Raw genomic sequence first — 21,473 nt, forward strand, 5'->3', positions numbered from 1 at the left:
TCTGATCAGCTGTAGAGGCCGGCCGCTCCGGCTGCGCCGCCGAGCGTGAGCGCGATCAGAACCACGAGGAAGAAGATCACCGGGCCGACGCCGGAGATGATCAGGGCGGCGATGCCCTGTCCACGACCCTGCCGGCGGACGATGGCGAGGATGCCGACGACGATCGCCACGATGCCCAGGATCGTGCCCGTCCAGAACGACAGCTCCGCCCACAGGACCTGATCGCGCGCGGGCGACAGCCAGGCGAGCGAATCGAAGTCGTCGACGCGCGTGGCCGCCTCGGGAATGCGGCGACCGATCTCGTACGAGGCGACGCCGACGACGATGGGCGTGACCACGGCCGCGACGAGCGAGAAGATCAGTGCCAGAACCCCGAGCAGTCCCGACCTGCGTGGAGTGGTGTCCGGCACGGAGTACGCACCGGCCGGCTGTGCGTAGCCGCCGACCGGCACCTGGTAGGCCCCGGGAGGAGCCGAATAGGGGGTCGGCGCGACGGCAGAGCCCTGAGCGGGCGCCACCGGATACGCCGGGCCGCTCGGAGGCGTCGGGTACGGCGGTGCGACAGGAGGCGGCGGAACCGCACCGGACGGCGCAGGAGGAACAGGGGGTACGGCGCCGGACGGAGAGGGCAGCTGCGGATCGGTCACGACCCCATCCTAGGGGCGGTGCTCTCAGACGCGGCGGAGCAGACCGACGCGGTCGTAGACGTCGGAGAGCGTCGCGTCGGCGACGGCATCCGCCTTGCCGGCGTTCGCGGCGAGGATGCGATCGAGCTCTGCGGGATCGTCCAGCAGCTCCAGTGCGCGCGCACGGACCGGCTCGAACTCGTGCACGACGACCTCGGCGAGAGCCTTCTTGAAGTCCCCGTATCCACGTCCCGCGTACTCGTTCTCGATCGAGGAGACCTGCTGACCGGTGAGCGCCGCGTAGATCGTGAGGAGGTTGGAGACGCCGGGCTTGTTCTCCCGATCGAAGCGCACAGAGCCCTCCGTATCGGTCACCGCCCGCATGATCTTCTTCGCGGACTTCGCCGGATCGTCGAGCATCCAGATCACGCCGGCGTCGCTCTCCGCGGACTTCGACATCTTGGACGTCGGGTTCTGCAGGTCGTAGATCCGGGCCGTCTCCTTCTGGATCACCGGCATCGGCACCGTGAACGTCTCGCCGAAGCGGGAGTTGAATCGCTCGGCGAGCGTGCGGGTGAGCTCGACGTGCTGCTTCTGGTCGTCGCCGACGGGCACCACATCGGTCTGGTAGAGCAGGATGTCGGCGGCCATCAGCACCGGGTAGGTGAACAGGCCCACGCTGGTGCCGTCCTGCCCGTAGCGGGACGACTTGTCCTTGAACTGGGTCATGCGACCCGCTTCGCCGAAGCCCGTGATCGTGCTGAGGATCCACGCGAGCTCGGCGTGCGCCCGCACGTGCGACTGCACGTACAGCGTGGACAGCGACGGCTCGATCCCCGCGGCGATGTACTGCGCGGCGGTCCGACGGGTCTTCTCGCGCAGCACGGAAGGATCCTGCGCGACCGTGAGCGCGTGCAGGTCGACCACGGAGAAGTACGCGTCATACGAGCTCTGGAGGTCTCGCCACTGCAGGAGCGCGCCGATGTAGTTGCCGATCTGGAGAGAATCGGCGGAGGGCTGCATTCCGGAGTAGAGGCGAGGTTTGGTCACGAGGTCAATCCTATGGTCATCCGAGCGGCCGCTCCTCCCGGGCCGACGGCACGGTTCGTCTAGGCTGACGGGATGTCGGCTCCGTCCCGCCACGAAGGTCGTGCTCCTGTCCGCAGGGATCGCGCGTTGTACGTGGAGATACTCATCGAGGCGCCGCTGGACACCGTGTGGCGCCTGACGCAGGACCCGGTCGCGCATGTGCGCTGGGATGCGCGCTTCACCGATATCCGGCCCGTGCGGCTGCGGCCGGACGGCGCTCAGGAGTTCGACTACGAGCTCGACCTGTTCGTGCAGAGGATCCGCGGCACCGGAGTGTCCCTGGGCACCCGCGAGGGCCCGCGGGGCGAGCGCACCTCGGCGTTGATCTTCGACGCGGCCGATCGGGTCTCTCCGCTAAAGGCGGGGCGCGGCTACTGGCGCTACCTCCCGACCGAGACCGGTGTGCGCTTCATCACGGGCTACGACTACGAGCCGGGGTGGGGACGTCTCGGCAAGGTTCTCGACCGGTTGGTGATCAGACGGTTCGTGTGGTGGCTGACCGCACGCAGCTTCGATCGGCTCAGGATCTGGGCCGAGAGCGACATCGCCCCCGAAAGACTCAGCGGATGGCGTTCGTTGCGCCCTGGAGGACCGCGGGCGCGGCGTTGCCTGTCGCGTCCGCCGCTCCGCAGTCGGCGCACGATCATGCAGGACGCCCCCGAGTCCCTCGAGGTGATCAGCGCATGACGGCGGACGGCGTGTTCGCGCGCGCGCTCGGTGCGGACTTCGCACGTCTGCACCCGCAGCTGCAGCGGCGGTTCGGTGTCGGAGTGGCCTCGGGGTACGGCTGCGTCGGCCGCGGAGTGATGTCCGAGGTGCGGCGCGGTCCGTGGTGGACGCTGCCGTTCCTCGCGATCGGCACGATGCGCAACATCATGTTCCCCGAGCGCGGCACCGACATCCCGTTCCAGATCGACAACCACGCCTACATCGACAGCCTCGGCCGTGAGACCGTCACGTTCGTGCGCACCATGACCGTGCGTCCCGGACGCCGCCGACGCTTCGATGCGACCATGATCTATAGCGAGGCGCGGGGGAGGATCGTCGACTATCTCGGCACGCACCAGCATCTCGCGGTCGACCTGGAGCTCGCGGTGACCGACGACGGCGGTCTGCGTCTCACCTCGGGCGCGCAGCGCTTCTACGAGGGGCCGTTCGCCTTCCGCTTTCCGATGCTGTTCAGTGGGCGGGCGCATCTGACCGAGCGCTTCGATGACGAGCGAGGACGTTTCGTGATCGACCTCGAGGTGCGCAACGATCTGCTCGGCTTCCTGTTCGGATATCGCGGCTCCTTCGAGTGCGAGTTCCCGGCCGACGCCGTGGTGCCGGAGACCGTGAAGCCGTATCGCGAGGAGGCGCGCGAGTGACCGCCAGGGGAGAGGTGTTCCTGCAGGCCCTCGGCGCGGAAGCGGAACGCCTGCATCCACAGCTCCTGGCGCAGATGCGCGCCGTCGCACCGGCGAGGGACCGGGCGGAAGGCGTCTTCGAGGTCGCCGGCAGCCGTTTCGGGCGTCTGTCCGCGCTCGGTCGGCCGGTCGTGGGACCGCGCATGCTGGTGACGCGCTTCGGACGCGAGGTGCCCTTCACCCTGACCCTGCGCTGCGGGGTGACCGCGTCAGGGCGAGCCACGCTCGACACGACCCGGGAGTTCCGATTCCGTGGATCGACGCAGTACATCACGGACCGCCTGACCACGACGGTCCGTCCGGGGATCGTGCACAACGTGCTGGGCGCCCGCGGCCGCGTGGAGATGCTCGAGCACTGCAGCGTCACCGACGACGGCGCCCTGCGCATGCGCACACGCCGCGTCGCTCTTCGTCTCGCGGGACGGCGTATCCCGCTCGGTGGCGTCTTCGGAGTCGACGTCGACCTCGAGGACGGATGGGACGAGAGTCGCTGCCGCCGCACGATCAGGATGCGCGCGACGAATCCGCTGTTCGGCACGGTCCTCGAGTATCGCGGCTGGTACCGGTACGTCGACCGGGAGGACGGCGTGGACCACGCTCCCGGTCGATCGGCGGCTCAGTAGGTGTAGTCGACGACCACGGGGGCGTGATCGCTCCAGCGCTGGTCGTAGGCTGCCGCGCGCGCGACGTGATAGGCGGTGGCACGCTCGGCGAGGGCTGGCGTGGCCAGGTGGTAGTCGATGCGCCATCCGGAGTCGTTGTCGAACGCCTGACCGCGCATGGACCACCAGGTGTACGGCCCGTCGACCTCGCCGTGGAAGCGGCGGCCCACATCGACCCAGCCGAGTCCCGTTCCCACCGTGCCGTCGACGCCGGTGACCTCGGTGCCGGCTTCACCGAGGAAGCGGTCGAAGTAGGCGCGCTCGCGGGGCAGGAAGCCGGCCTTCTTGCGGTTTCCGCGCCAGTTCTTGATGTCCAGTTCACGGTGGCCCACATTCAGGTCACCCGTGACGAGCGCGAGCGCATCGTCGGCCCCGAGCGCGGCGAGCCGCGGGCCGAACGCGTCGAGGAACTTCCACTTCTCCTCCTGCTTCGGGGTGTCGGCCTCGCCCGAGTGCACGTAGGCGCTGACCACTGTGAGGGGACGATCGCCGATCAGGAAGTCGGCCTCGATCCAGCGGCCCTTGGAGTCGAACTCGGCGTCGCCGAAGTCCGTGCGGGAGGCGATCGCCGGGATTCGGCTCGCGATCGCGACGCCGGCGCGGCCCTTGGCCGTGGCCTCGTCGTGCACGAACGTCCAGCCGGGGAGTGCCGCTTCGAGGTGCTCGTCCTGCCCCCGGACCTCCTGCATCGTCAGGATGTCGACGTCGGCGGCATCGAGCCACCCGCTCATCCCGTTGCGGGCCGCCGCCCGGATTCCGTTGACATTGACCGAGGCGATACGCAGATGAGGCATGTGGACAAGCCTAACGAGAGCCGCCGACATCCTTCACGCCACCGGTGTCCCGAGCGCCACGGTTCAGCTCCGACAGGAGGCGCTGCGCGAGCGGCGTGCTCGTGTCGGCGGGAGGGGGCGGCGTCGCTTCCAGATCGGCGAGCTCCGCCTCCGCCGCACGCACGGCCCTTCCTGCCGCCCACGCGCGATGCCAGGGGGCGGTGTCGCGGGCGGCGTGGGCCTCCCGTACCCGGATGCGCGCGGCCGTGAGCAGCGCCTGGTACTCGGCCAGGCGTCGCTCCGCCTCGGTCTGATGGAGCAGCGGGACATCGCGATCCTTCGCGGCGACCGCGATCCAGGAGGAGGCGACGAGCATCACGACGCCGTTGATCCGGAACCACAGCAGGAGACCGATGAAGATCGCGAACGTGGCGAGCAGGGGGTTCGAGGGGGTGTAGCTCAGCAGGAATCCCGCACCGAACTGGAGGATCGTCATCGCTCCGCCGCCGAGGAGCGCGCCGGGCCAGATGATGCGCCAGTGCAGCGATGTGCCCGTGAGGAAGCGGACCATGGCAGCCAGCGCGGCCGACATCAACACGAACGACACCAGCACGGTGCCGATGTGGATGCTGAGATTCAGGCCGTCGGAGCCGGTATCCCACCCCAGCTGGGCCAGCACCCAGCTGAGCACCCCGGCACTCGCCGAGCTGAGGATGGATCCGATGATCAGCGAGATGCCGAAGATCAGTGCCGCCAGCAGGTCGCGCGCCTTCAGGAGCACGTAGCTGCGCCGGTCGGGCGGCAGTCCGAAGATGTCCCTGGTCGCGCGTCGCGAGAACGTCACCCACCCGATGGCGGTCCAGATCACGGTGCCGAGCGCGATCAGACCGGTGATGCTCAGCACCCCTGTCGTGTTGGCGGCGATCTCCTGCACCTGATCGGGCGTGACGACGCCGCCCTCGGGGAGGATCAGATTGGGGATGTAGCTGTTGATCATGTCGATCAGCCCGTTGACGGCCTCTTCACTGCCGCCGAGCCAGAGCCCGGCGATCGCGAAGGCGAGGTAGATCGCCGCGAAGATCGCGAAGAGAGCCTGATAGCTCACGCCCGCCGCGAGGAGGAACCCGTTGTGCTGCAGGAAGTGTCGCCAGACACGGACGGGGAACAGGCCGAGCGTGCGCTGGGTCAGAGCCGTCGCGCGCTCGACGGCGACATCGAGGCGACCGGCTTCGGGCGCAGCGCCATCGGAATCAGACACGCCTCCACCCTATCCAAGGGCGGAGGCGTGTCGAACAGCGGGAGGCGCTCAGCGGCGGCCGCGCAGCACGGCCTGCTTGACCTCGGCGATGGCCTTGGTGACCTCGATGCCGCGGGGGCATGCCTCGGAGCAGTTGAAGGTCGTGCGGCAGCGCCAGACGCCTTCCTTGTCGTTGAGGATGTCGAGGCGCACGGCGGCGTTGTCGTCGCGCGAGTCGAAGATGAAGCGGTGCGCGTTCACGATCGCGGCCGGGCCGAAGTACTGTCCGTCGGTCCAGAACACGGGGCAAGACGAGGTGCACGCGGCGCACAGGATGCACTTGGTGGTGTCGTCGAAGATCTCGCGGTCGGCGATCGTCTGGACGCGCTCCTTGCCCTTCTCCGGCACGGAGTTGGCGACGAGGAAGGGCTGGACCTCGCGGTAGGAGGCGAAGAACGGCTCCATGTCCACGACGAGGTCCTTCTCGAGCGGGAGGCCCTTGATGGCTTCGACGTAGATCGGCTTGGAGATGTCCAGGTCCTTGATCAGCGTCTTGCAGGCGAGCCGATTGCGGCCGTTGATGCGCATCGCATCCGAGCCGCAGATGCCGTGCGCGCAGGAACGGCGGAAGGTCAGCGAGCCGTCGACCTCCCACTTGATCTTGTGCAGGGCGTCGAGCACGCGGTCGGTGGAGTACAGCTCCACGTCGTAGTCGACCCAGTGCGGCTCCGCGTCGACCTCGGGGTCGAACCGGCGGATGTTGAACGTCACGATGAAGGACTGGATCGCAGCCTCTTGGGTCGTGTCGGCAGGTGCTTCTGCGATGGCGGTGGACATGCTCAGTACTTCCTCTCCATCGGCGGGTAGTTGAACTCGCCCTGCTCGTTCTTGGTGAAAACGACGGGCTTCCAGTCGAGCTTGATGTGGTCGCCCGGGTCGGACGAGTGCGCATCTCCGGTCAGGTACGCCATCGTGTGCTGCATGTACTTCTCGTCGTTGCGCTTCGGGAAGTCGTCGCGCATGTGGCCGCCGCGGCTCTCCTCGCGGTTCTGCGCGGCGTAGACGACGACCTCGGCGATGTCGAGGAGGAAGCCCAGCTCGACGGCTTCGAGCAGGTCGGTGTTGAACCGCTGGCCCTTGTCGTCGACGTGCACGTTCTTGTAGCGCTCGCGCAGCTCGGCGATGACGCCGAGCACGTGCTGGAGGGAGTCGTGCGTGCGGAACACCTGCGCGCCCTTGTCCATCTCGTCCTGCAGCGTCTTGCGCAGCACGGCGATGCGCTCGGTGCCCTGGTTGTTGCGCAGGCCCTCGAGCATGTCCGACACGAAGGCGGCCGGGTTCTCGGGCAGCGGGACGAAGTCGGCGGTCTGGACGTACTCCACCGCGTTGCGGCCGGCGCGCTTGCCGAACACGTTGATGTCGAGCAGCGAGTTGGTGCCGAGACGGTTGGCGCCGTGCACCGAGACGCACGCGCACTCGCCCGCGGCGTAGAGGCCGGGGACGACGGTGGTGTTGTCCGCGAGGACCTCGCCGTCGTTGTTGGTCGGGATGCCGCCCATGGCGTAGTGCGCGGTCGGCATCACGGGGACGGGCTCGACGACCGGGTCGACACCCAGGTACGTGCGGGCGAACTCCGTGATGTCGGGGAGCTTGGTCTCGAGGACCTCGGCGCCGAGGTGCGTGCAGTCGAGCAGCACGTAGTCCTTGTGGGGACCGGCGCCACGCCCGTCGAGCACTTCCTGCACCATGCAGCGCGCGACGATGTCACGCGGGGCGAGGTCCTTGATGGTCGGGGCGTAGCGCTCCATGAAGCGCTCACCCGAGGCGTTGCGCAGGATCGCTCCCTCGCCTCGTGCGCCTTCGGTGAGGAGGATGCCGAGCCCGGCGAGCCCCGTCGGGTGGAACTGGAAGAACTCCAGGTCCTCGAGGGGGAGGCCCTTGCGCCACACGATGCCGACGCCGTCACCGGTGAGGGTGTGCGCGTTGGAGGTGGTCTTGAAGATCTTTCCGAAGCCGCCGGTCGCGAAGATCACGGCCTTGGCCTGGAAGACGTGCAGCTCGCCGGTGGACAGGTCGTACGCGACGACGCCGGAGACCTGGGTCTTGCCGTCAGCGTCCTTCACCGTCAGCAGGTCGAGCACATAGAACTCGTTGAAGAAGTTGATGCCGAGCTTGACGCAGTTCTGGAACAGCGTCTGCAGGATCATGTGACCCGTGCGGTCAGCGGCGTAGCACGCGCGACGGACCGGCGTCTTGCCGTGCTCCGCCGTGTGACCGCCGAAGCGACGCTGGTCGATCTTGCCCTCGGGGGTGCGGTTGAAGGGAAGGCCCATGTTCTCGAGGTCGATGACCGCGTCGATGGCCTCCTTCGCGAGGATCTCCGCCGCGTCCTGGTCGACGAGATAGTCGCCGCCCTTGACGGTGTCGAAGGTGTGCCACTCCCAGGAGTCCTCCTCGACGTTCGCGAGCGCCGCCGCCATGCCGCCCTGCGCCGCTCCGGTGTGGGAGCGCGTGGGGTACAGCTTCGAGATCACGGCGGTCTTCGCGCCGGGGCCGGCCTCGATCGCGGCGCGCATGCCGGCGCCGCCTGCACCCACGATCACGATGTCGAACTGGTGGTAGTGCACGCCGTCACGGACGACGGAATCCTGCGTCTGGGTAGTCACTTCTTCTTTAGCCTTCTTCTCAGTTTCCGACCAGTGCGGCGCATTCGGTCCACAGGACGCTGTCCGGCTGCACGCCCAGGCACGGGTCGAAGGTGAACACCACGAGGGTGCCGAGGATGATCAGGAGACCGGCCGCGAGACCGAGCGCCCAGACCAGCGCCTTGCGGGCCTTCTCGGTGGTGACGTAGTCGTTCACGATGGTGCGCATGCCGTTGGCGCCGTGGATCAGCGCGAGCCACAGCATCAGCACGTCCCACCACTGCCAGAACGGCGTGGCGAACTTGCCGGCGATGAAGGCGAAGTCGAGGGCGTGGATGCCCTCGCCGACCATCAGGTTGATGAAGAGGTGGCCGAAGATCAGCACGACGAGCACGATGCCCGAGGCGCGCATGAAGATCCATCCCCACTTCTCGAGGTTGAATCCGCGCTGGCGGCGGACGGGGGCGACGACGGTCTGCGCGGTCATCAGTGACCCCCTCCGAATCCGGCGAATGCGAGCATGAGGTGGCGGGGTACGAAACCGGCCATGATGACGACCCACACTGCGAGAACGCCCCAGAAGAGCTGACGCTGGTACTTGGCGCCCTTCGACCAGAAGTCGACCGCGATGATGCGCAGGCCGTTCATGGCGTGGAACACGATGCCGGCGACCAGCACGACCTCGCCGAGCGCCATGATCGGGTTCTTGTACGTGCCGATGACGGCGTTGTACGCCTCAGGCGAGACCCTGATCAGCGCTGTGTCGAGCACATGCACCAACAGGAAGAAGAAGATGGCGACTCCGGTGATGCGATGAAGCACCCACGACCACATGCCTTCGCGTCCCCGGTAAAGGGTGCCGCGGGGGGTCTTGGACGTGGTTTCCGAAATCGACGGTGTCAAGCGAGCGCTTGTGGACACGGTCGTCCTCCCTGGATCGATGAGCGTCGGTCGCGTGCGCTGCGCTCGTCCAAGAGTGATCCTGTCGAAAGTCAGGCATGCCCGATCGTCGTCCATCCTATTCCTGTCAGATGACTGGGAGCGACGAAGGGGAGCCTAACTCTCGATCTCCGACGGCCACGAGAGCTCGGATGACACGGATGCGTCTCCGATGCGAAGGATGCGCGCAGGGAGCGACGGCGACTCAGCCGATCTGCGCCATCGTGCTCCAGCCCTGACCGACGACCTTGCCGGCGAGGAATCCGCCGCGGCCCGTGCCGCCGTAGAGGACGAGTTTCCCGTTCGCATCGCGGGCGATCACGTCCTGCGTGCCGTTCCCGTCGAAGTCGCCTGCCCCGAAGATCGCCGTCAGAGAGTTCCAGCCCTGCCCGATCTGCACGGGAGCGGCCCAGCCGCCCTTCCCGGTGCTGGGGTACAGCCAGAGCGTGCCGTTGCTGCGGCGCGCGACGAGGTCTCCGCGTGCGTCGCCGTTCATGTCCCCGACGTACGAGACCGCGGTCATGATCTGCCAGCCGCTGCCGATCTTGGCGCCACCGCCGCTCGCGAGCCAGCCGCCGCGGCCGTTGCCGCGGTAGAGATGGAGTTCCCCACCCGCCGTGCGGGCGATGATGTCGGTGAGTCCGTCGCCGTCGAAGTCGATGCCGCCGATGAGCTGCGAGAACTTCGACCAGCCCGTGCCGATCTGGGTCGGTGTCCCGAAGCCCCCGCGTCCGTTCCCGGAGAACAGCATCAGCCTGCCGTCCGCCTCCGTGCGGGCGATGTCGGGGATGCCGTCACCGGTGAAGTCGCCGAGTGTGACGAAAGGTCGGTTCCCCCATCCCTGCAACGCCGTGACGGCGGGACGGAAGGCACCAGATCCGGTGCCGGGGTAGACGAGGAGGTCTCCGTTCGCGGACCGTGCCAGGACGTCGGCTGCACGATCGCTGGTGAGGTCCCCCGCGCCCCCGGGGAGGGCCTTGCGCGGTGTGCCGATGCCGAAGATCTGCACCCAGTAGGTGCGATAGCAGGAGCCGGTCGCATAGCCGACGCCGAGCCCGGTGTACCGCTTGTCGAGGATGTTCGCCTTGTGGCCGGGCGAGTTCATCCAGCTGGTGACGACGGCCGTGGCGTCCGGTTGGCCGGCCGCGATGTTCTCGCCGGTCGCGATCCATCCGGATGCCGACACCCGCGAACTCCGCCACGTCGACGAGCTGTGCGCGAACGTGCAGGACGACGCCAGGTGCCGCGCCCATTCCGCGGCGGCGGCGTCGAGCGCCGGATCCGAGACGAGCGCGGGGAGCCCTGCCTGGTAACGCTGCGCATTGGTCTGCGTGAAGACGCTTCCGGCCGGTCCGCCCGCTGCGGAGGCGGTCGTCGGTGCGAGTGCGGCGGCGGCCACGGCCACGGCGAGAGCGAGTGCTGCGGCTGTGGCGCGCCAACGAGCGGCGGAGCGACCATGGGGGGAGTGGCGCATGGCATCGACCATAGCGGTAGCCGAGTGGCTGCCGAGCGCGCAGGTACGCTGGCAGCATGATCGAGCCGATTCAGGATTTCTACGCTGTGATCCCCGCGGGTGGCATCGGAAGCAGGCTCTGGCCACTCTCTCGTGCCGACGCGCCGAAGTTCCTCCACGACCTCACCGGATCGGGACACTCGCTGCTGCGCGACACATGGGACCGGTTGGAGCCGCTCGCGGGTCCCGATCGCATCGCCGTCGTCACCGGTCGTGCGCACCGCGCCGCCGTGGAGGCGGAACTCCCCGGCATCGACGACCTGAACGTCTTCCTGGAGTCGGAGCCGCGCGAGTCCGCTGCGGCGATCGGACTCGCCGCGGCGATCCTGCACCGCCGCGACCCCGAGGTGATCATCGGCTCGTTCAGCGCCGACCATGTCATCCGCGGCACCCAGGTGTTCGAGTGGGCCGTGCAGCAGGCCGTGCAGGTCGCCCGCGAGGGGTACATCTGCACGATCGGCATCCCCCCGACCGAACCGTCCGTCGGGTTCGGCTACATCCGCAAGGCGGGAGAGCTCGTCGTCGACGGTGCTCCCGAGGCGGCTCTGGTCGAGCGCTTCGTCGAGAAGCCCGACCTCGAGACCGCGAAGGAGTACGTCGCCGACCGCAGCTATCTGTGGAACGCCGGCATGTTCATCGCGAAGGCGAGCGTTCTCCTCGGAGAGCTGGCCGCCAACGAGCCGGAACTCTACGCCGGGCTGTCGGAGCTCGCCGAGGCCTGGGACGACCGCGAGCGCCGGGGCCCGGCCGTCGACCGGATCTGGCCGAAGCTGAAGAAGATCGCCATCGACTACGCCGTGGCAGAGCCGGCCGCGGAGCGCGGGCGGCTGGCGGTCATCCCCGGCCACTTCGACTGGGACGATGTGGGGGACTTCGCCTCCCTCACCAAGCTCATCACGCACGGACGCAAGAACGACCTCGCCGTGCTCGGCCCGAACGCCCGCGTGCTGTCGGACGCCGCCAGCGGAATCCTGGTGAGCCAGACCAATCGTGTGATCAGTCTGGTCGGCGTGCAGGACATCGTGGTGGTCGATACCCCGGACGCGCTCCTCGTCACGACGGTCGAGCACGCGCAGCGCGTCAAGGGTGTCGTGGAGTCGCTCAAGCTGACCGGCCAGGGCGACGTGCTCTGATGAGCAGGCCCTCACGCTCATCGGCTGGCTTGATTTCAGCTTGGTAACCATTCGTTCGCACACGGGTCGCCGGTGTGCGCAAACGTTGAAACACTAGGTAACTTTGATCGATCCGCGATGGCCGCGGTTTCGTTGAGGGAGGCATGAGTTGACCATCTCCACCACCAAGAAGCTGCTCGGCGCGACAATCGCCGCGGGCGTCGTCTTCGCACTCGCCGGCTGTGGCCAGGCACCGACCGACAAGCCTGCAGGCTCAGAGAAGCCGGTCGACTCCGACTTCCTTCCCTGCCTCGTCTCCGACGCCGGCGGATGGAACGACAAGTCGTTCAACCAGTCCGCCAAGGAGGGTATGGACAGCGCCGCGAAGGAGCTGGACATCAAGCCGCTCGAGTTCGAGTCGGCGAACGACAACGACTACGCGCCGAACCTGGAGACCGCTGTCTCCGAGGGCTGCTCGCTCATCGTCTCGGTCGGCTTCAAGCTGTCCGCCGCGACCGTCGAGTCGGCACTGGCGAACCCTGAGATCGACTACGCGATCATCGACGACTGGGCCGACAACGACTTCGACGGCAACGTCGATGCGCCGAACGTCAAGCCCCTCGTCTTCGACACGGCTCAGGCTGCCTACCTCGGTGGCTACGCCGCTGCGGCATGGTCGGCTCAGAGCGGTGTGAACAAGGTCGGCACCTTCGGTGGAATGCAGATCCCGTCCGTCGCCGTGTTCATGGACGGCTACCAGCTCGGCGTCGAGAAGTACAACGAGGACAAGTCGGCGTCGGTCGAGGTCTTCGGTTGGGACGCGGGCACGCAGAAGGGCTCCTTCACCGGCGGCTTCGATGCGAACGACACCGCAAAGCAGACCGCTCAGGGCGTGCTCGACCAGGGTGTCGACGTGATCCTCCCGGTCGGTGGACCGGTCTACCAGAGCGCAGCTGCGGCGATCGCCGACAGCGGCAAGGACACCCTGATGCTCGGTGTCGACAGCGACCTCGCCGTGGCAGACCCGAGCGTGGCCGACGTCACGCTGGTCTCGATCATGAAGGCGATCGACGTGGCCGTCCACGACGCGACCATCTCGGCCGCCGCGGGCGAGTTCGACCCGGCTCCGTACATCGGCACGCTCGAGAACGAGGGCGTCAAGCTCTCCGGCTTCGGCAGCTTCGAGTCGCAGCTCCCGGACGGACTGCTCGACGAGATCGCCGAACTGCAGAAGCAGATCATCGCCGGCGACATCACGGTGGAGTCGAAGAACTCGCCGTGATCTGACGCAGGTCCAAGCGCGGGGCGAGTGGTGAGCAATTCTGCCACTCGCCCCGTGCCGTGGACGGACGATGATTCTCCTGGATGACTCTTCTGGATAAGGTGCAGATATGAAGCTCGAACTTCGCGGCATCACCAAGCGATTCGGTAGCCTCGTGGCGAACGACCACATCGATCTGGTGGTCGCGCCGGGGGAGATCCACGCGCTCCTCGGCGAGAACGGCGCGGGCAAGTCCACGCTGATGAATGTGCTCTACGGCCTCTATCAGGCTGATGAGGGCGAGATCCTCCTCGATGACGAGGTGCAGCATTTCCGCGGTCCCGGTGACGCGATGGCTGCGGGGATCGGCATGGTCCACCAACACTTCATGCTCGTCCCGGTCTTCACCGTGGCCGAGAACGTCATGCTCGGTCACGAGCAGACCAAGGCCCTCGGCACGCTCGACATCGCGAAGGCGCGAGAGCACGTGCGGTCGGTCGCCGCCCGGTTCGGTTTCGACATCGACCCGGATGCGCTGGTGGGGGATCTCCCTGTCGGCGTGCAGCAGCGCGTCGAGATCATCAAGGCGCTCTCGCGTGACGCGAAGGTGCTCGTGTTCGACGAGCCGACGGCCGTGCTCACGCCCCAGGAGACGGACGAGCTGATGGCCATCATGCGCCAGCTCCGCGACGAGGGCACCGCGATCGTCTTCATCACTCACAAGCTGCGCGAGGTGCGCGAGGTCGCCGACAAGATCACCATCGTCCGGCTCGGCCGCGTCGTCGGTGAGGCATCGCCGACCGCCACGAACTCCGAGCTCGCCTCGCTCATGGTCGGCAGGGCCGTCGAGCTCACCGTGCACAAGGAGGCGCCGCGCCTCGGCGAGGGCGGCCTCGAAGTGGCGGGACTGCGTGTCCTCACTCCCACGGGAGCGATCGTCGTCGACGGCATCGACTTCGCCGTGCGCCCGGGGGAGGTCCTCGCGATCGCCGGTGTGCAGGGCAACGGCCAGACGGAGCTCGTCGAGGCCATCGTCGGCCTCGCCGCCCGCGTCGAGGGATCCATCGTGCTCGACGGCAAGGAGCTCGTCGGCAAGAGCGTGCGGGCGATCCTCGATGCCGGTGTCGGATTCGTGCCGGAGGATCGTACCGAGGACGGGCTGGTCGCCGGGTTCTCGGTGGCGGAGAACCTCATCCTCGACCGCTCCGACGATCCCGCCTTCAGTCGCGCGGGCACACTGCGCCGGGCCGCACTCGAGGAGTTCGCGCGTGAGCGCATCCGCGAGTACGACATCCGGACCCAGGGACCGCACACGCCCGCCGGGACGCTCTCGGGCGGAAACCAGCAGAAGGTCGTGATCGCGCGCGAGATGAGCCGCGAGCTGCGACTGCTGGTGGCCGCGCAGCCGACCCGAGGGGTGGACGTCGGCTCGATCGAGTTCATCCACAAGCGGATCATCGAGACGCGCGATTCTGGCATCCCGGTGATCGTCGTGTCGACCGAGCTCGACGAGGTCGCGGCTCTCGCGGATCGGATCGCGGTCATGTACCGCGGCGCGATCGTCGGCATCGTGCCCGGCGACACACCCAGAGAGACACTCGGACTCATGATGGCCGGAGCGGCCGAAGGGGAGGTGGCCGCGTGAGCGGAGCGACGCCCGGCGCGGGAGACGTGACCAAGGGGCTGCCGCCCGAGCAGCTCGCCACCAGCACCGGCACGGTTCCCCGTGACCCGTCCGATGTGCCGCCGCCTCCGCGCGGCAACGTCGTCCTCAAGGAGATGCTCCGCGGCAACGCCGTGACGACGGTCCTCGCGATCGTGCTGGCGCTGATCGTGGGCGGCGTCCTCATCGCATTGACGAACGAGGACGTGCAGGCGGCATCCGGCTACTTCTTCGCGCAGCCCGGCGACACCTTCGTCGCGGCGTGGAACGCCGTGTACAACGGATACGAGGCGCTGTTCCGCGGCGCGATCTTCAACGCCCGCGGCGCGGACTTCGCCGCCCAGATCCGTCCGCTGACGAACACGCTCGGCTTCGCCGCGCCGCTGATCGCGGCCGGTCTCGGTGTCGCGCTGGCGTTCCGCGTCGGCCTGTTCAACATCGGTGCCCGCGGCCAGATGCTCATCGGTGTCGCTGTCGCGGCCCTGCTGACCTTCTCGCTCGACCTGCCGATCTGGCTGCACATCCCGGTGACGCTGATCGCCGGTATCGCGGGCGGTGCTCTCTGGGGCGCGATCGCCGGACTCATCAAGGCGCGCACCGGCGCGCACGAGGTGATCCTGACGATCATGCTCAACTACATCGCGTACTACCTGCTGCTGTGGATGATCCGCACCCCCGGCCTGCTCCAGAAGCCGGGCACGAATCAGGCGCTCGGGTCGGCCACGCCGGAGAGCGCGCAGTTCCCGACGTTGCTGGGACCGCAGTTCCCGCTGCTCGATTTCGGCTTCGTGGTCGTGATCGTGGCGACGCTGTTCGTCTGGTGGCTCATCGAACGCTCGGCGCTCGGCATGCGCATGCGCGCGGTGGGCGAGAACCCGCACGCCGCACGCGCCGCCGGCATCAGCGTGCAGCGCATCTACGTCTACGCGATGCTGTTCGCGGGAGGACTTGCGGGTCTCGCCGGAATGAACCAGCTCCAGGGTGCCGTCACCACGGGTGTCACCGAGACCATCGACGCCGGCATCGGTTTCGACGCGATCACCGTCGCGCTCCTCGGTCGCAGCCGCGCATGGGGCACGTTCGCCGCCGGCATCCTGTTCGGCGCGCTCAAGGCGGGTTCGTTCTCGATGCAGGCGCAGGACATCCCGGTCGACATCGTGCTCGTGGTGCAGTCCCTCGTGGTGCTGTTCATCGCCGCACCGCCACTGCTGCGCACGGTGTTCTTCCTCCCGAAGACCGATATCGAGAAGGCTGCCAGGCTCAGAGCCAAGGCCGCGAAGAAGGCGGTGGCGGCATGATGTCCCTCGTGCAGACCCAGGCCGCTGACGGCACGGTGCAGCTCGCGACCGTGAAGCAGCGGCACCTCAAGGCGCCGATCGTGCTGGCGGGTGCCACGGTCCTCCTCGCCCTGCTGTTCCTGCTCGTGCCGCGTGACGGCATCAGCACCTTCCGGCTCTCCGACCAGTCGTCCGCGTTCGCGCTGCCCGACGTCGCACTGCCGACGGCCTCGACCTTCTGGGTCGTGTTCGGCATCCTGGTGGTGCTCACGGTCGGAGCGTTCCTCGGCGCATGGACCTACCGGAAGCCGTCGCTGTGGCTGGTCGTCGCCTACGGCGTCCTCGCCGTCTTCGCGTTCCTCGTGTGGGCGGCCGCCGGCGGGCTCGTGCCCGTCACCAGCCTCCTGTTCGGTGCGGTGTCGTTGTCGGTGCCGCTGGTGTTCGGTGCGCTCGGCGGTGTGATCGGCGAGCGCGCCGGTGTCGTGAACGTCGCGATCGAGGGCCAGCTGCTCCTCGGCGCGTTCTCTGCCGCCCTGCTCTCCAGCATCACCGGCAACCCGTTCGTCGGACTGGTCGGCGCCATGATCGGCGGCGTCCTGGTCGCCAGCGTGCTCGCGGCGTTCGCGATCAAGTACCTCGTCGAGCAGGTCATCGTCGGTGTCGTGCTCAACGTACTGGTCACCGGTCTCACCGGTTTCCTCTACGGTGCGCTGCTCGCGCCGAACGAGGCCGCGCTGAACACCCCTGTGCGCTTCCCTCGCGTCGAGATCCCGCTGCTGAGCGACATCCCGATCATCGGACCGGTGCTCTTCAACCAGACCTTCATCGGGTACCTGATGTTCATCACCGTCGCCGTCGTCGCGTGGGGCCTGTACCGCACGCGATGGGGACTGCGGCTGCGCGCCGTGGGTGAGCACCCGCAGGCGGCGGACACCGTGGGCATCAAGGTCAATCCCACCCGGTTCTGGAACGTGCTGCTGGCCGGTGCGATCGCCGGCATGGGCGGTGCGTACTTCACGCTCGTCTCCGTGCCGCAGTTCGGCAAGGACATGACCGCCGGCCTCGGATTCATCGCCCTCGCGGCCGTGATCTTCGGTCGGTGGGACCCGATCCGTGCGACGCTCGCCGCGTTGCTGTTCGGGTTCGCGACCAACCTCCAGAATCTGCTCTCGATCCTGAAGACGCCGATCCCCGGCGAGTTCATGCTCATGCTGCCGTACGTCGTGACGTTGCTCGCTGTCGCCGGATTCGCGGGACAGATCAAGGCGCCTGCCGCCGACGGCAAGCCGTACATCAAGTCGTAGGAGAGACATGACTGACATCGACTGGGACGAGCTCCGTCAGGTCGCGACCGAGGCGATGGCCAAGGCGTATGCGCCGTACTCGCGGTACAAGGTCGGAGCCGCCGCGCTCGTCGGCGATGGCCGCATCGTGGCCGGCTGCAACGTGGAGAACGCCTCGTACGGTGTGACGCTGTGCGCCGAATGCGCACTCGTCGGCGATCTGCACATGTCCGGCGGAGGAAAGCTCGTCGCATTCGTGTGCGTGAACAACGACGGACAGACGATCATGCCGTGCGGGCGGTGTCGTCAGCTGCTCTTCGAGCACGCGATGCCCGGGATGCTGTTGGAGACCGTCTCCGGCATCCGCACGATCGACGAGGTGCTGCCCGATGCGTTCGGGCCGCGTGACCTGGAGGATGCACGATGACCGTTGAGCCTTACGACGCGGTGGACGTCATCCGCTCCAAGCGCGATGGCGGCGTCGTCGCCGAACCTGCCCTGCGCTGGATGGTCGACGCCTACACGCGCGGATACGTCTCGGATGCGCAGATGGCCTCGTTCGCGATGGCGATCTTCCAGCGCGGCATGGAGCGCGACGAGATCCGCGTGCTCACCGACGCGATGATCGCCTCGGGAGAGCGGATGAGCTTCGCCTCGCTGGGCAAGAAGACCGTCGACAAGCACTCCACCGGTGGCGTCGGCGACAAGATCACGCTCCCTCTGGCCCCGCTCGTCGCGGTCTTCGGCGTCGCGGTCCCGCAGCTCAGCGGTCGCGGCCTGGGTCACACCGGCGGCACGCTCGACAAGCTCGAGTCGATCCCCGGCTGGCGTGCGGCACTCAGCAACGAGGAGATGTTCGCGCAGATGCAGGGCGACGTGGGCGCGGTCATCTGCGCCGCGGGCTCCGGTCTCGCTCCCGCCGACAAGAAGCTGTACGCGCTGCGTGATGTCACGGGGACCGTCGAGGCGATCCCGCTGATCGCATCCAGCATCATGTCGAAGAAGATCGCCGAGGGCACGGACGCCCTGGTGCTCGATGTGAAGTTCGGCTCCGGCGCCTTCATGCAGGACATCGACCGTGCCCGCGAGCTCGCCCGCACCATGGTCGCGCTGGGCACGGACTCCGGCGTCGCCACCACCGCGCTGCTGACCGACATGAACGTGCCGCTCGGACGTGCGATCGGCAACGCGAACGAGGTACGCGAATCCGTCGAGATCCTGGCCGGAGGCGGGCCCGCCGACGTCCGCGAGCTCACGGTCGCGCTCGCCAGGGAGATGCTCGCCCTTGCGGGGCAGCCGGATGCCGAGGTGGAGGCCGCACTCGACGACGGTCGTGCCATGGACGGATGGAAGGCCATGATCCGTGCACAGGACGGCGACCCCGACGCGGCGCTGCCGACGGCTCGGGAGACGCATGTCGTCACCGCGACCTCCGACGGTGTGATCTCGCGTCTGGACGCTCTCCCGTTCGGTGTCGCCGCCTGGCGTCTCGGCGCCGGTCGTGCCCGCGCGGAAGACCCGGTGATCCTCGAGGCGGGGATCGACCTGCACGCGAAGCCGGGCGACCGTGTGGTCGCAGGCCAGCCTCTCTTCACGCTGTCGGCCGCCGACGAGGCGCGCTTCCCGCGTGCACTCGAGGCTCTCGAGGGTGCGTGGGAGATCGGTGCGGAGGCGCCTGCGGCCGGTCCGATCGTGCGCGAGCGCATCACGGCCTAGGCTGAGGCTGCCGATCCTGCACCACTTCTGAGAGGACCACCATGTCGATCGATCCGAACGGCGACGTCACGATCCAGGGCGTGTCCCTGCGAAGCCTGCCCAAGGTGTCGCTGCACGACCACCTCGACGGCGCCCTGCGACCGGCGACGATCCTCGAGCTCGCGGATGCGGAGGGACTGGCGGTTCCTGCGAAGGACGCGGCGGCTCTCGGGCGCTGGTTCACCAGCCAGAGCGATTCGGGTTCGCTGGTCGACTACCTCAAGACCTTCGACGTCGCGATCGGCGTGATGCAGACCTCGGCCGGTCTGACGCGTGTGGCTCGTGAGTTCGTGCAGGATCTGGCTGCCGACGGCGTGATCTACGGTGAGGTCCGCTGGGCCCCGGAGCAGCACCTCACGCGCGGCCTGACCCTCGAGCAGACGGTCGCGGCTGTGCAGCAGGGGATCGAAGAGGGCGAGGAGGCCGCAGACCGTGACGGCCACAGCATCCGCGTCGGTCAGCTGATCACCGCCATGCGACAGACCGACCGTGCGCGGGAGATCGCCGAACTGGCCGTCGCCTTCCGTGGCCGTGGCGTCGTGGGCTTCGACATCGCCGGCCCCGAAGACGGATTCCCGCCTTCCAACCACCGCGCGGCCTTCGACTATCTCGCCGAGAACTTCTTCCCCGTGACCGTCCATGCCGGCGAAGCAGCCGGCCTCGCGTCGATCCGCTCCGCGCTGGTCGACGGGCGTGCGTTGCGCCTGGGGCACGGCGTACGGATCGCCGAGGACCTGCAGGTCGTCACGGAAGAGGGTGACGAGGTGCAGGTGCAGTTCGGCGACCTCGCCCGATGGGTGCGTGATCGCGAGATCCCCCTGGAGCTGTCGCCGTCGTCGAACCTGCAGACCGGTGCGGTCGCAGCGTGGGGCAAGACCCTCGCTGACCATCCCTTCGATCTGCTCTACCAGCTGGGCTTCTCGGTCACGGTGAACGTCGACAACCGCACCATGAGCGGCACGTCTCTGACGCGTGAGCTGGCTCTGCTCGTCGAGACCTTCGAGTACGATCTCGACGACCTCGAGTCCTTCCAGTTCAACGCGGCTTCGGCGGCGTTCCTCCCGGTCGAGGAGCGGGAAGAGCTCGTCGAGATGATCGCCGAGGGCTTCGCGGACTGACCGCACGATGGCTCGGGGGAGAAGGCGGCGCACCGGCGTCGTGGTCGGCATCGGCGCGGCCGTCGTCCTGCTGGGGGCGGGAGCAGCCGGGTTCGCCTGGTGGAACAGGCCACCGGCGGATCCGACACCGAAGACCGTCTCGCAGCCCATCGAGCGGGTGTTGACCCCCGCGCAGCAGCTGATCGCCGACGCCGACGACCCGCTGGCATGCGCGGCGTCGTTCTCCGGCGACGGCATCGCCGAAGAACCGATGCTGCAGTGGCAGAACGCGTTGTACCAGGCGCTCCCGATCCCCACCCAGGACGGGCGGGTCTTCGCCGGTTGGTATCCGAGCGCGGAGAGTGCGGCCGCTGCCGACCCCGCCGTCCGTGTGAACGGCGCCGATCCGGTCGTCTGCACGGACCAGCAGATCGAGCTCTTCGGAGGGTGGAAGACACCTGACGAGAACCTGGCCGAGGGGACGAACGTCCCGATCCTGATGTACCACCAGTTCACCGCGAACCCGGATGGGGAGAAGGGCTGGTTGCGCGGCAACTATGCGTACATCGGAGACTTCGAGGCGCAGATGGAGCACATCGCCACGACCGGCTTCTACCTGCCGACGTGGGATGAGCTCAGTGCGTTCATCGACGGTCGCCTGTATCTGCCTGCTCGCTCGGTGATCATCACCGACGACGACGCGGATCAGACGTGGTTCGATCTGGCTGCCCCGGTCGTGGAGAAGCACAAGCTGCTCGCGACGTCGTTCATGATCACGGCGTACCGCCAGGATCCGCCGCCATCCATCTACGTGCTGCGCCGCTCGCACACGCACGACATGCACCAGGCGGGGGACGACGGAAAGGGGCGGATGGTCAACTGGACGGCCGAGCAGATCGCCGCCGACCTGAACCTCTCCGGGGACACGCTCGGTGTGCGGGAGGTCATCGCCTACCCGTTCGGACACTACAACGACACGGCCAAGCAGGGAGTCGCGATGGCCGGCTTCGAGATGGCGCGGACGATCGAGCCCGGATTCGTCGGCATCGGCACGGACAAGTTCGCGCTCCCGGTCGTCCGCATCGACTACGGCATGGGGTTGGACGCGCTGGTCTCCCGCATCGGCTGAGGCCGC

Annotated in this window: 21 protein-coding genes; 12 read left to right on the forward strand and 9 right to left on the reverse strand. The window is 67.9% G+C overall.

The window, feature by feature from the left end; all coding sequences use genetic code 11:
• Positions 1-5: 5 nt before the first annotated feature.
• Positions 6-647, reverse strand: coding sequence for a hypothetical protein (locus tag FB560_RS04610; protein ID WP_229673261.1), 642 nt, complete (start codon positions 645-647; stop codon positions 6-8).
• Between the two features lie 24 nt (positions 648-671).
• On the reverse strand, positions 672-1,676 hold the full coding sequence (gene trpS / locus FB560_RS04615; protein ID WP_141871280.1) for a tryptophan--tRNA ligase: 1,005 nt from the start codon (positions 1,674-1,676) through the stop codon (positions 672-674).
• A gap of 72 nt (positions 1,677-1,748) precedes the next feature.
• Between trpS and FB560_RS04620 the strand changes: the two genes are divergently transcribed.
• Genes FB560_RS04620 through FB560_RS04630 form a run of 3 tightly spaced genes read left to right on the forward strand, consistent with a single transcriptional unit; the run spans position 1,749 to position 3,744 of the window.
• Positions 1,749-2,402: an SRPBCC family protein gene (locus tag FB560_RS04620; protein WP_141871281.1), complete on the forward strand. Its 654-nt coding sequence runs from the start codon at positions 1,749-1,751 to the stop codon at positions 2,400-2,402.
• Positions 2,399-3,082 (forward strand): DUF4166 domain-containing protein, encoded by a 684-nt coding sequence (locus FB560_RS04625; RefSeq protein ID WP_141871282.1) that lies wholly within the window; start codon positions 2,399-2,401, stop codon positions 3,080-3,082. The genes FB560_RS04620 and FB560_RS04625 overlap by 4 nt, the downstream gene beginning before the upstream one ends.
• On the forward strand, positions 3,079-3,744 hold the full coding sequence (locus FB560_RS04630) for a DUF4166 domain-containing protein (protein WP_141871283.1): 666 nt from the start codon (positions 3,079-3,081) through the stop codon (positions 3,742-3,744). Before FB560_RS04625 ends, FB560_RS04630 begins: the two co-directional genes overlap by 4 nt.
• On the opposite strand, the gene FB560_RS04635 is transcribed toward FB560_RS04630, so the two are convergent.
• From FB560_RS04635 to FB560_RS04665, 7 genes are all read right to left on the reverse strand, one after another.
• On the reverse strand, positions 3,738-4,577 hold the full coding sequence (locus FB560_RS04635) for an exodeoxyribonuclease III (protein WP_188895245.1): 840 nt from the start codon (positions 4,575-4,577) through the stop codon (positions 3,738-3,740). The two genes, FB560_RS04630 and FB560_RS04635, sit on opposite strands and share 7 nt — an antisense overlap.
• Before the next feature lie 10 nt (positions 4,578-4,587).
• Positions 4,588-5,814 (reverse strand): YihY/virulence factor BrkB family protein, encoded by a 1,227-nt coding sequence (locus tag FB560_RS04640; protein ID WP_141871285.1) that lies wholly within the window; start codon positions 5,812-5,814, stop codon positions 4,588-4,590.
• Between the two features lie 48 nt (positions 5,815-5,862).
• Positions 5,863-6,630, reverse strand: a complete 768-nt coding sequence (locus FB560_RS04645; RefSeq protein WP_141871286.1) for a succinate dehydrogenase iron-sulfur subunit — start codon at positions 6,628-6,630, stop codon at positions 5,863-5,865.
• Positions 6,631-6,632: 2 nt separating this feature from the next.
• Positions 6,633-8,459, reverse strand: coding sequence for a succinate dehydrogenase flavoprotein subunit (gene sdhA / locus FB560_RS04650; RefSeq protein WP_141871287.1), 1,827 nt, complete (start codon positions 8,457-8,459; stop codon positions 6,633-6,635).
• 19 nt (positions 8,460-8,478) lie between these two features.
• On the reverse strand, positions 8,479-8,925 hold the full coding sequence (locus FB560_RS04655) for a succinate dehydrogenase hydrophobic membrane anchor subunit (protein ID WP_141871288.1): 447 nt from the start codon (positions 8,923-8,925) through the stop codon (positions 8,479-8,481).
• Positions 8,925-9,359, reverse strand: a complete 435-nt coding sequence (gene sdhC, locus FB560_RS04660) for a succinate dehydrogenase, cytochrome b556 subunit (protein ID WP_116636409.1) — start codon at positions 9,357-9,359, stop codon at positions 8,925-8,927. Before sdhC ends, FB560_RS04655 begins: the two co-directional genes overlap by 1 nt.
• Before the next feature lie 223 nt (positions 9,360-9,582).
• Positions 9,583-10,851 (reverse strand): FG-GAP-like repeat-containing protein, encoded by a 1,269-nt coding sequence (locus FB560_RS04665; RefSeq protein ID WP_170198046.1) that lies wholly within the window; start codon positions 10,849-10,851, stop codon positions 9,583-9,585.
• Between the two features lie 56 nt (positions 10,852-10,907).
• On the opposite strand from FB560_RS04665, the gene FB560_RS04670 reads away from it, so the two are divergent.
• From FB560_RS04670 to FB560_RS04710, 9 genes are all read left to right on the forward strand, one after another.
• The gene (locus FB560_RS04670) at positions 10,908-12,023 is read left to right on the forward strand and encodes a mannose-1-phosphate guanylyltransferase (RefSeq protein ID WP_141871290.1); all 1,116 of its coding nucleotides are present in this window, start codon (positions 10,908-10,910) and stop codon (positions 12,021-12,023) included.
• Positions 12,024-12,171: 148 nt separating this feature from the next.
• The gene (locus FB560_RS04675; protein ID WP_141871291.1) at positions 12,172-13,284 is read left to right on the forward strand and encodes a BMP family lipoprotein; all 1,113 of its coding nucleotides are present in this window, start codon (positions 12,172-12,174) and stop codon (positions 13,282-13,284) included.
• A gap of 109 nt (positions 13,285-13,393) precedes the next feature.
• Positions 13,394-14,908: an ABC transporter ATP-binding protein gene (locus FB560_RS04680; RefSeq protein WP_141871292.1), complete on the forward strand. Its 1,515-nt coding sequence runs from the start codon at positions 13,394-13,396 to the stop codon at positions 14,906-14,908.
• On the forward strand, positions 14,905-16,224 hold the full coding sequence (locus FB560_RS04685; protein WP_141871293.1) for an ABC transporter permease: 1,320 nt from the start codon (positions 14,905-14,907) through the stop codon (positions 16,222-16,224). Before FB560_RS04680 ends, FB560_RS04685 begins: the two co-directional genes overlap by 4 nt.
• Positions 16,224-17,507 carry an ABC transporter permease gene (locus FB560_RS04690; RefSeq protein ID WP_407662561.1) on the forward strand — a complete coding sequence of 428 codons (1,284 nt, stop codon included), beginning with the start codon at positions 16,224-16,226 and terminating at the stop codon, positions 17,505-17,507. The genes FB560_RS04685 and FB560_RS04690 overlap by 1 nt, the downstream gene beginning before the upstream one ends.
• Before the next feature lie 7 nt (positions 17,508-17,514).
• Entirely contained in the window at positions 17,515-17,913 is a 399-nt protein-coding gene (locus FB560_RS04695; protein WP_141871295.1) for a cytidine deaminase, read from the forward strand.
• The gene (locus FB560_RS04700) at positions 17,910-19,202 is read left to right on the forward strand and encodes a thymidine phosphorylase (RefSeq protein WP_141871296.1); all 1,293 of its coding nucleotides are present in this window, start codon (positions 17,910-17,912) and stop codon (positions 19,200-19,202) included. Before FB560_RS04695 ends, FB560_RS04700 begins: the two co-directional genes overlap by 4 nt.
• Positions 19,203-19,243: 41 nt before the next feature.
• Positions 19,244-20,359: an adenosine deaminase gene (locus tag FB560_RS04705; RefSeq protein ID WP_141871297.1), complete on the forward strand. Its 1,116-nt coding sequence runs from the start codon at positions 19,244-19,246 to the stop codon at positions 20,357-20,359.
• Positions 20,360-20,366: 7 nt separating this feature from the next.
• Positions 20,367-21,467: a polysaccharide deacetylase family protein gene (locus FB560_RS04710; protein ID WP_141871298.1), complete on the forward strand. Its 1,101-nt coding sequence runs from the start codon at positions 20,367-20,369 to the stop codon at positions 21,465-21,467.
• Positions 21,468-21,473: the final 6 nt, after the last annotated feature.

Origin of the sequence: Microbacterium saperdae (genome assembly GCF_006716345.1) — a bacterium.
GTDB classification, from domain to species: Bacteria; Actinomycetota; Actinomycetes; order Actinomycetales; family Microbacteriaceae; genus Microbacterium; species Microbacterium saperdae.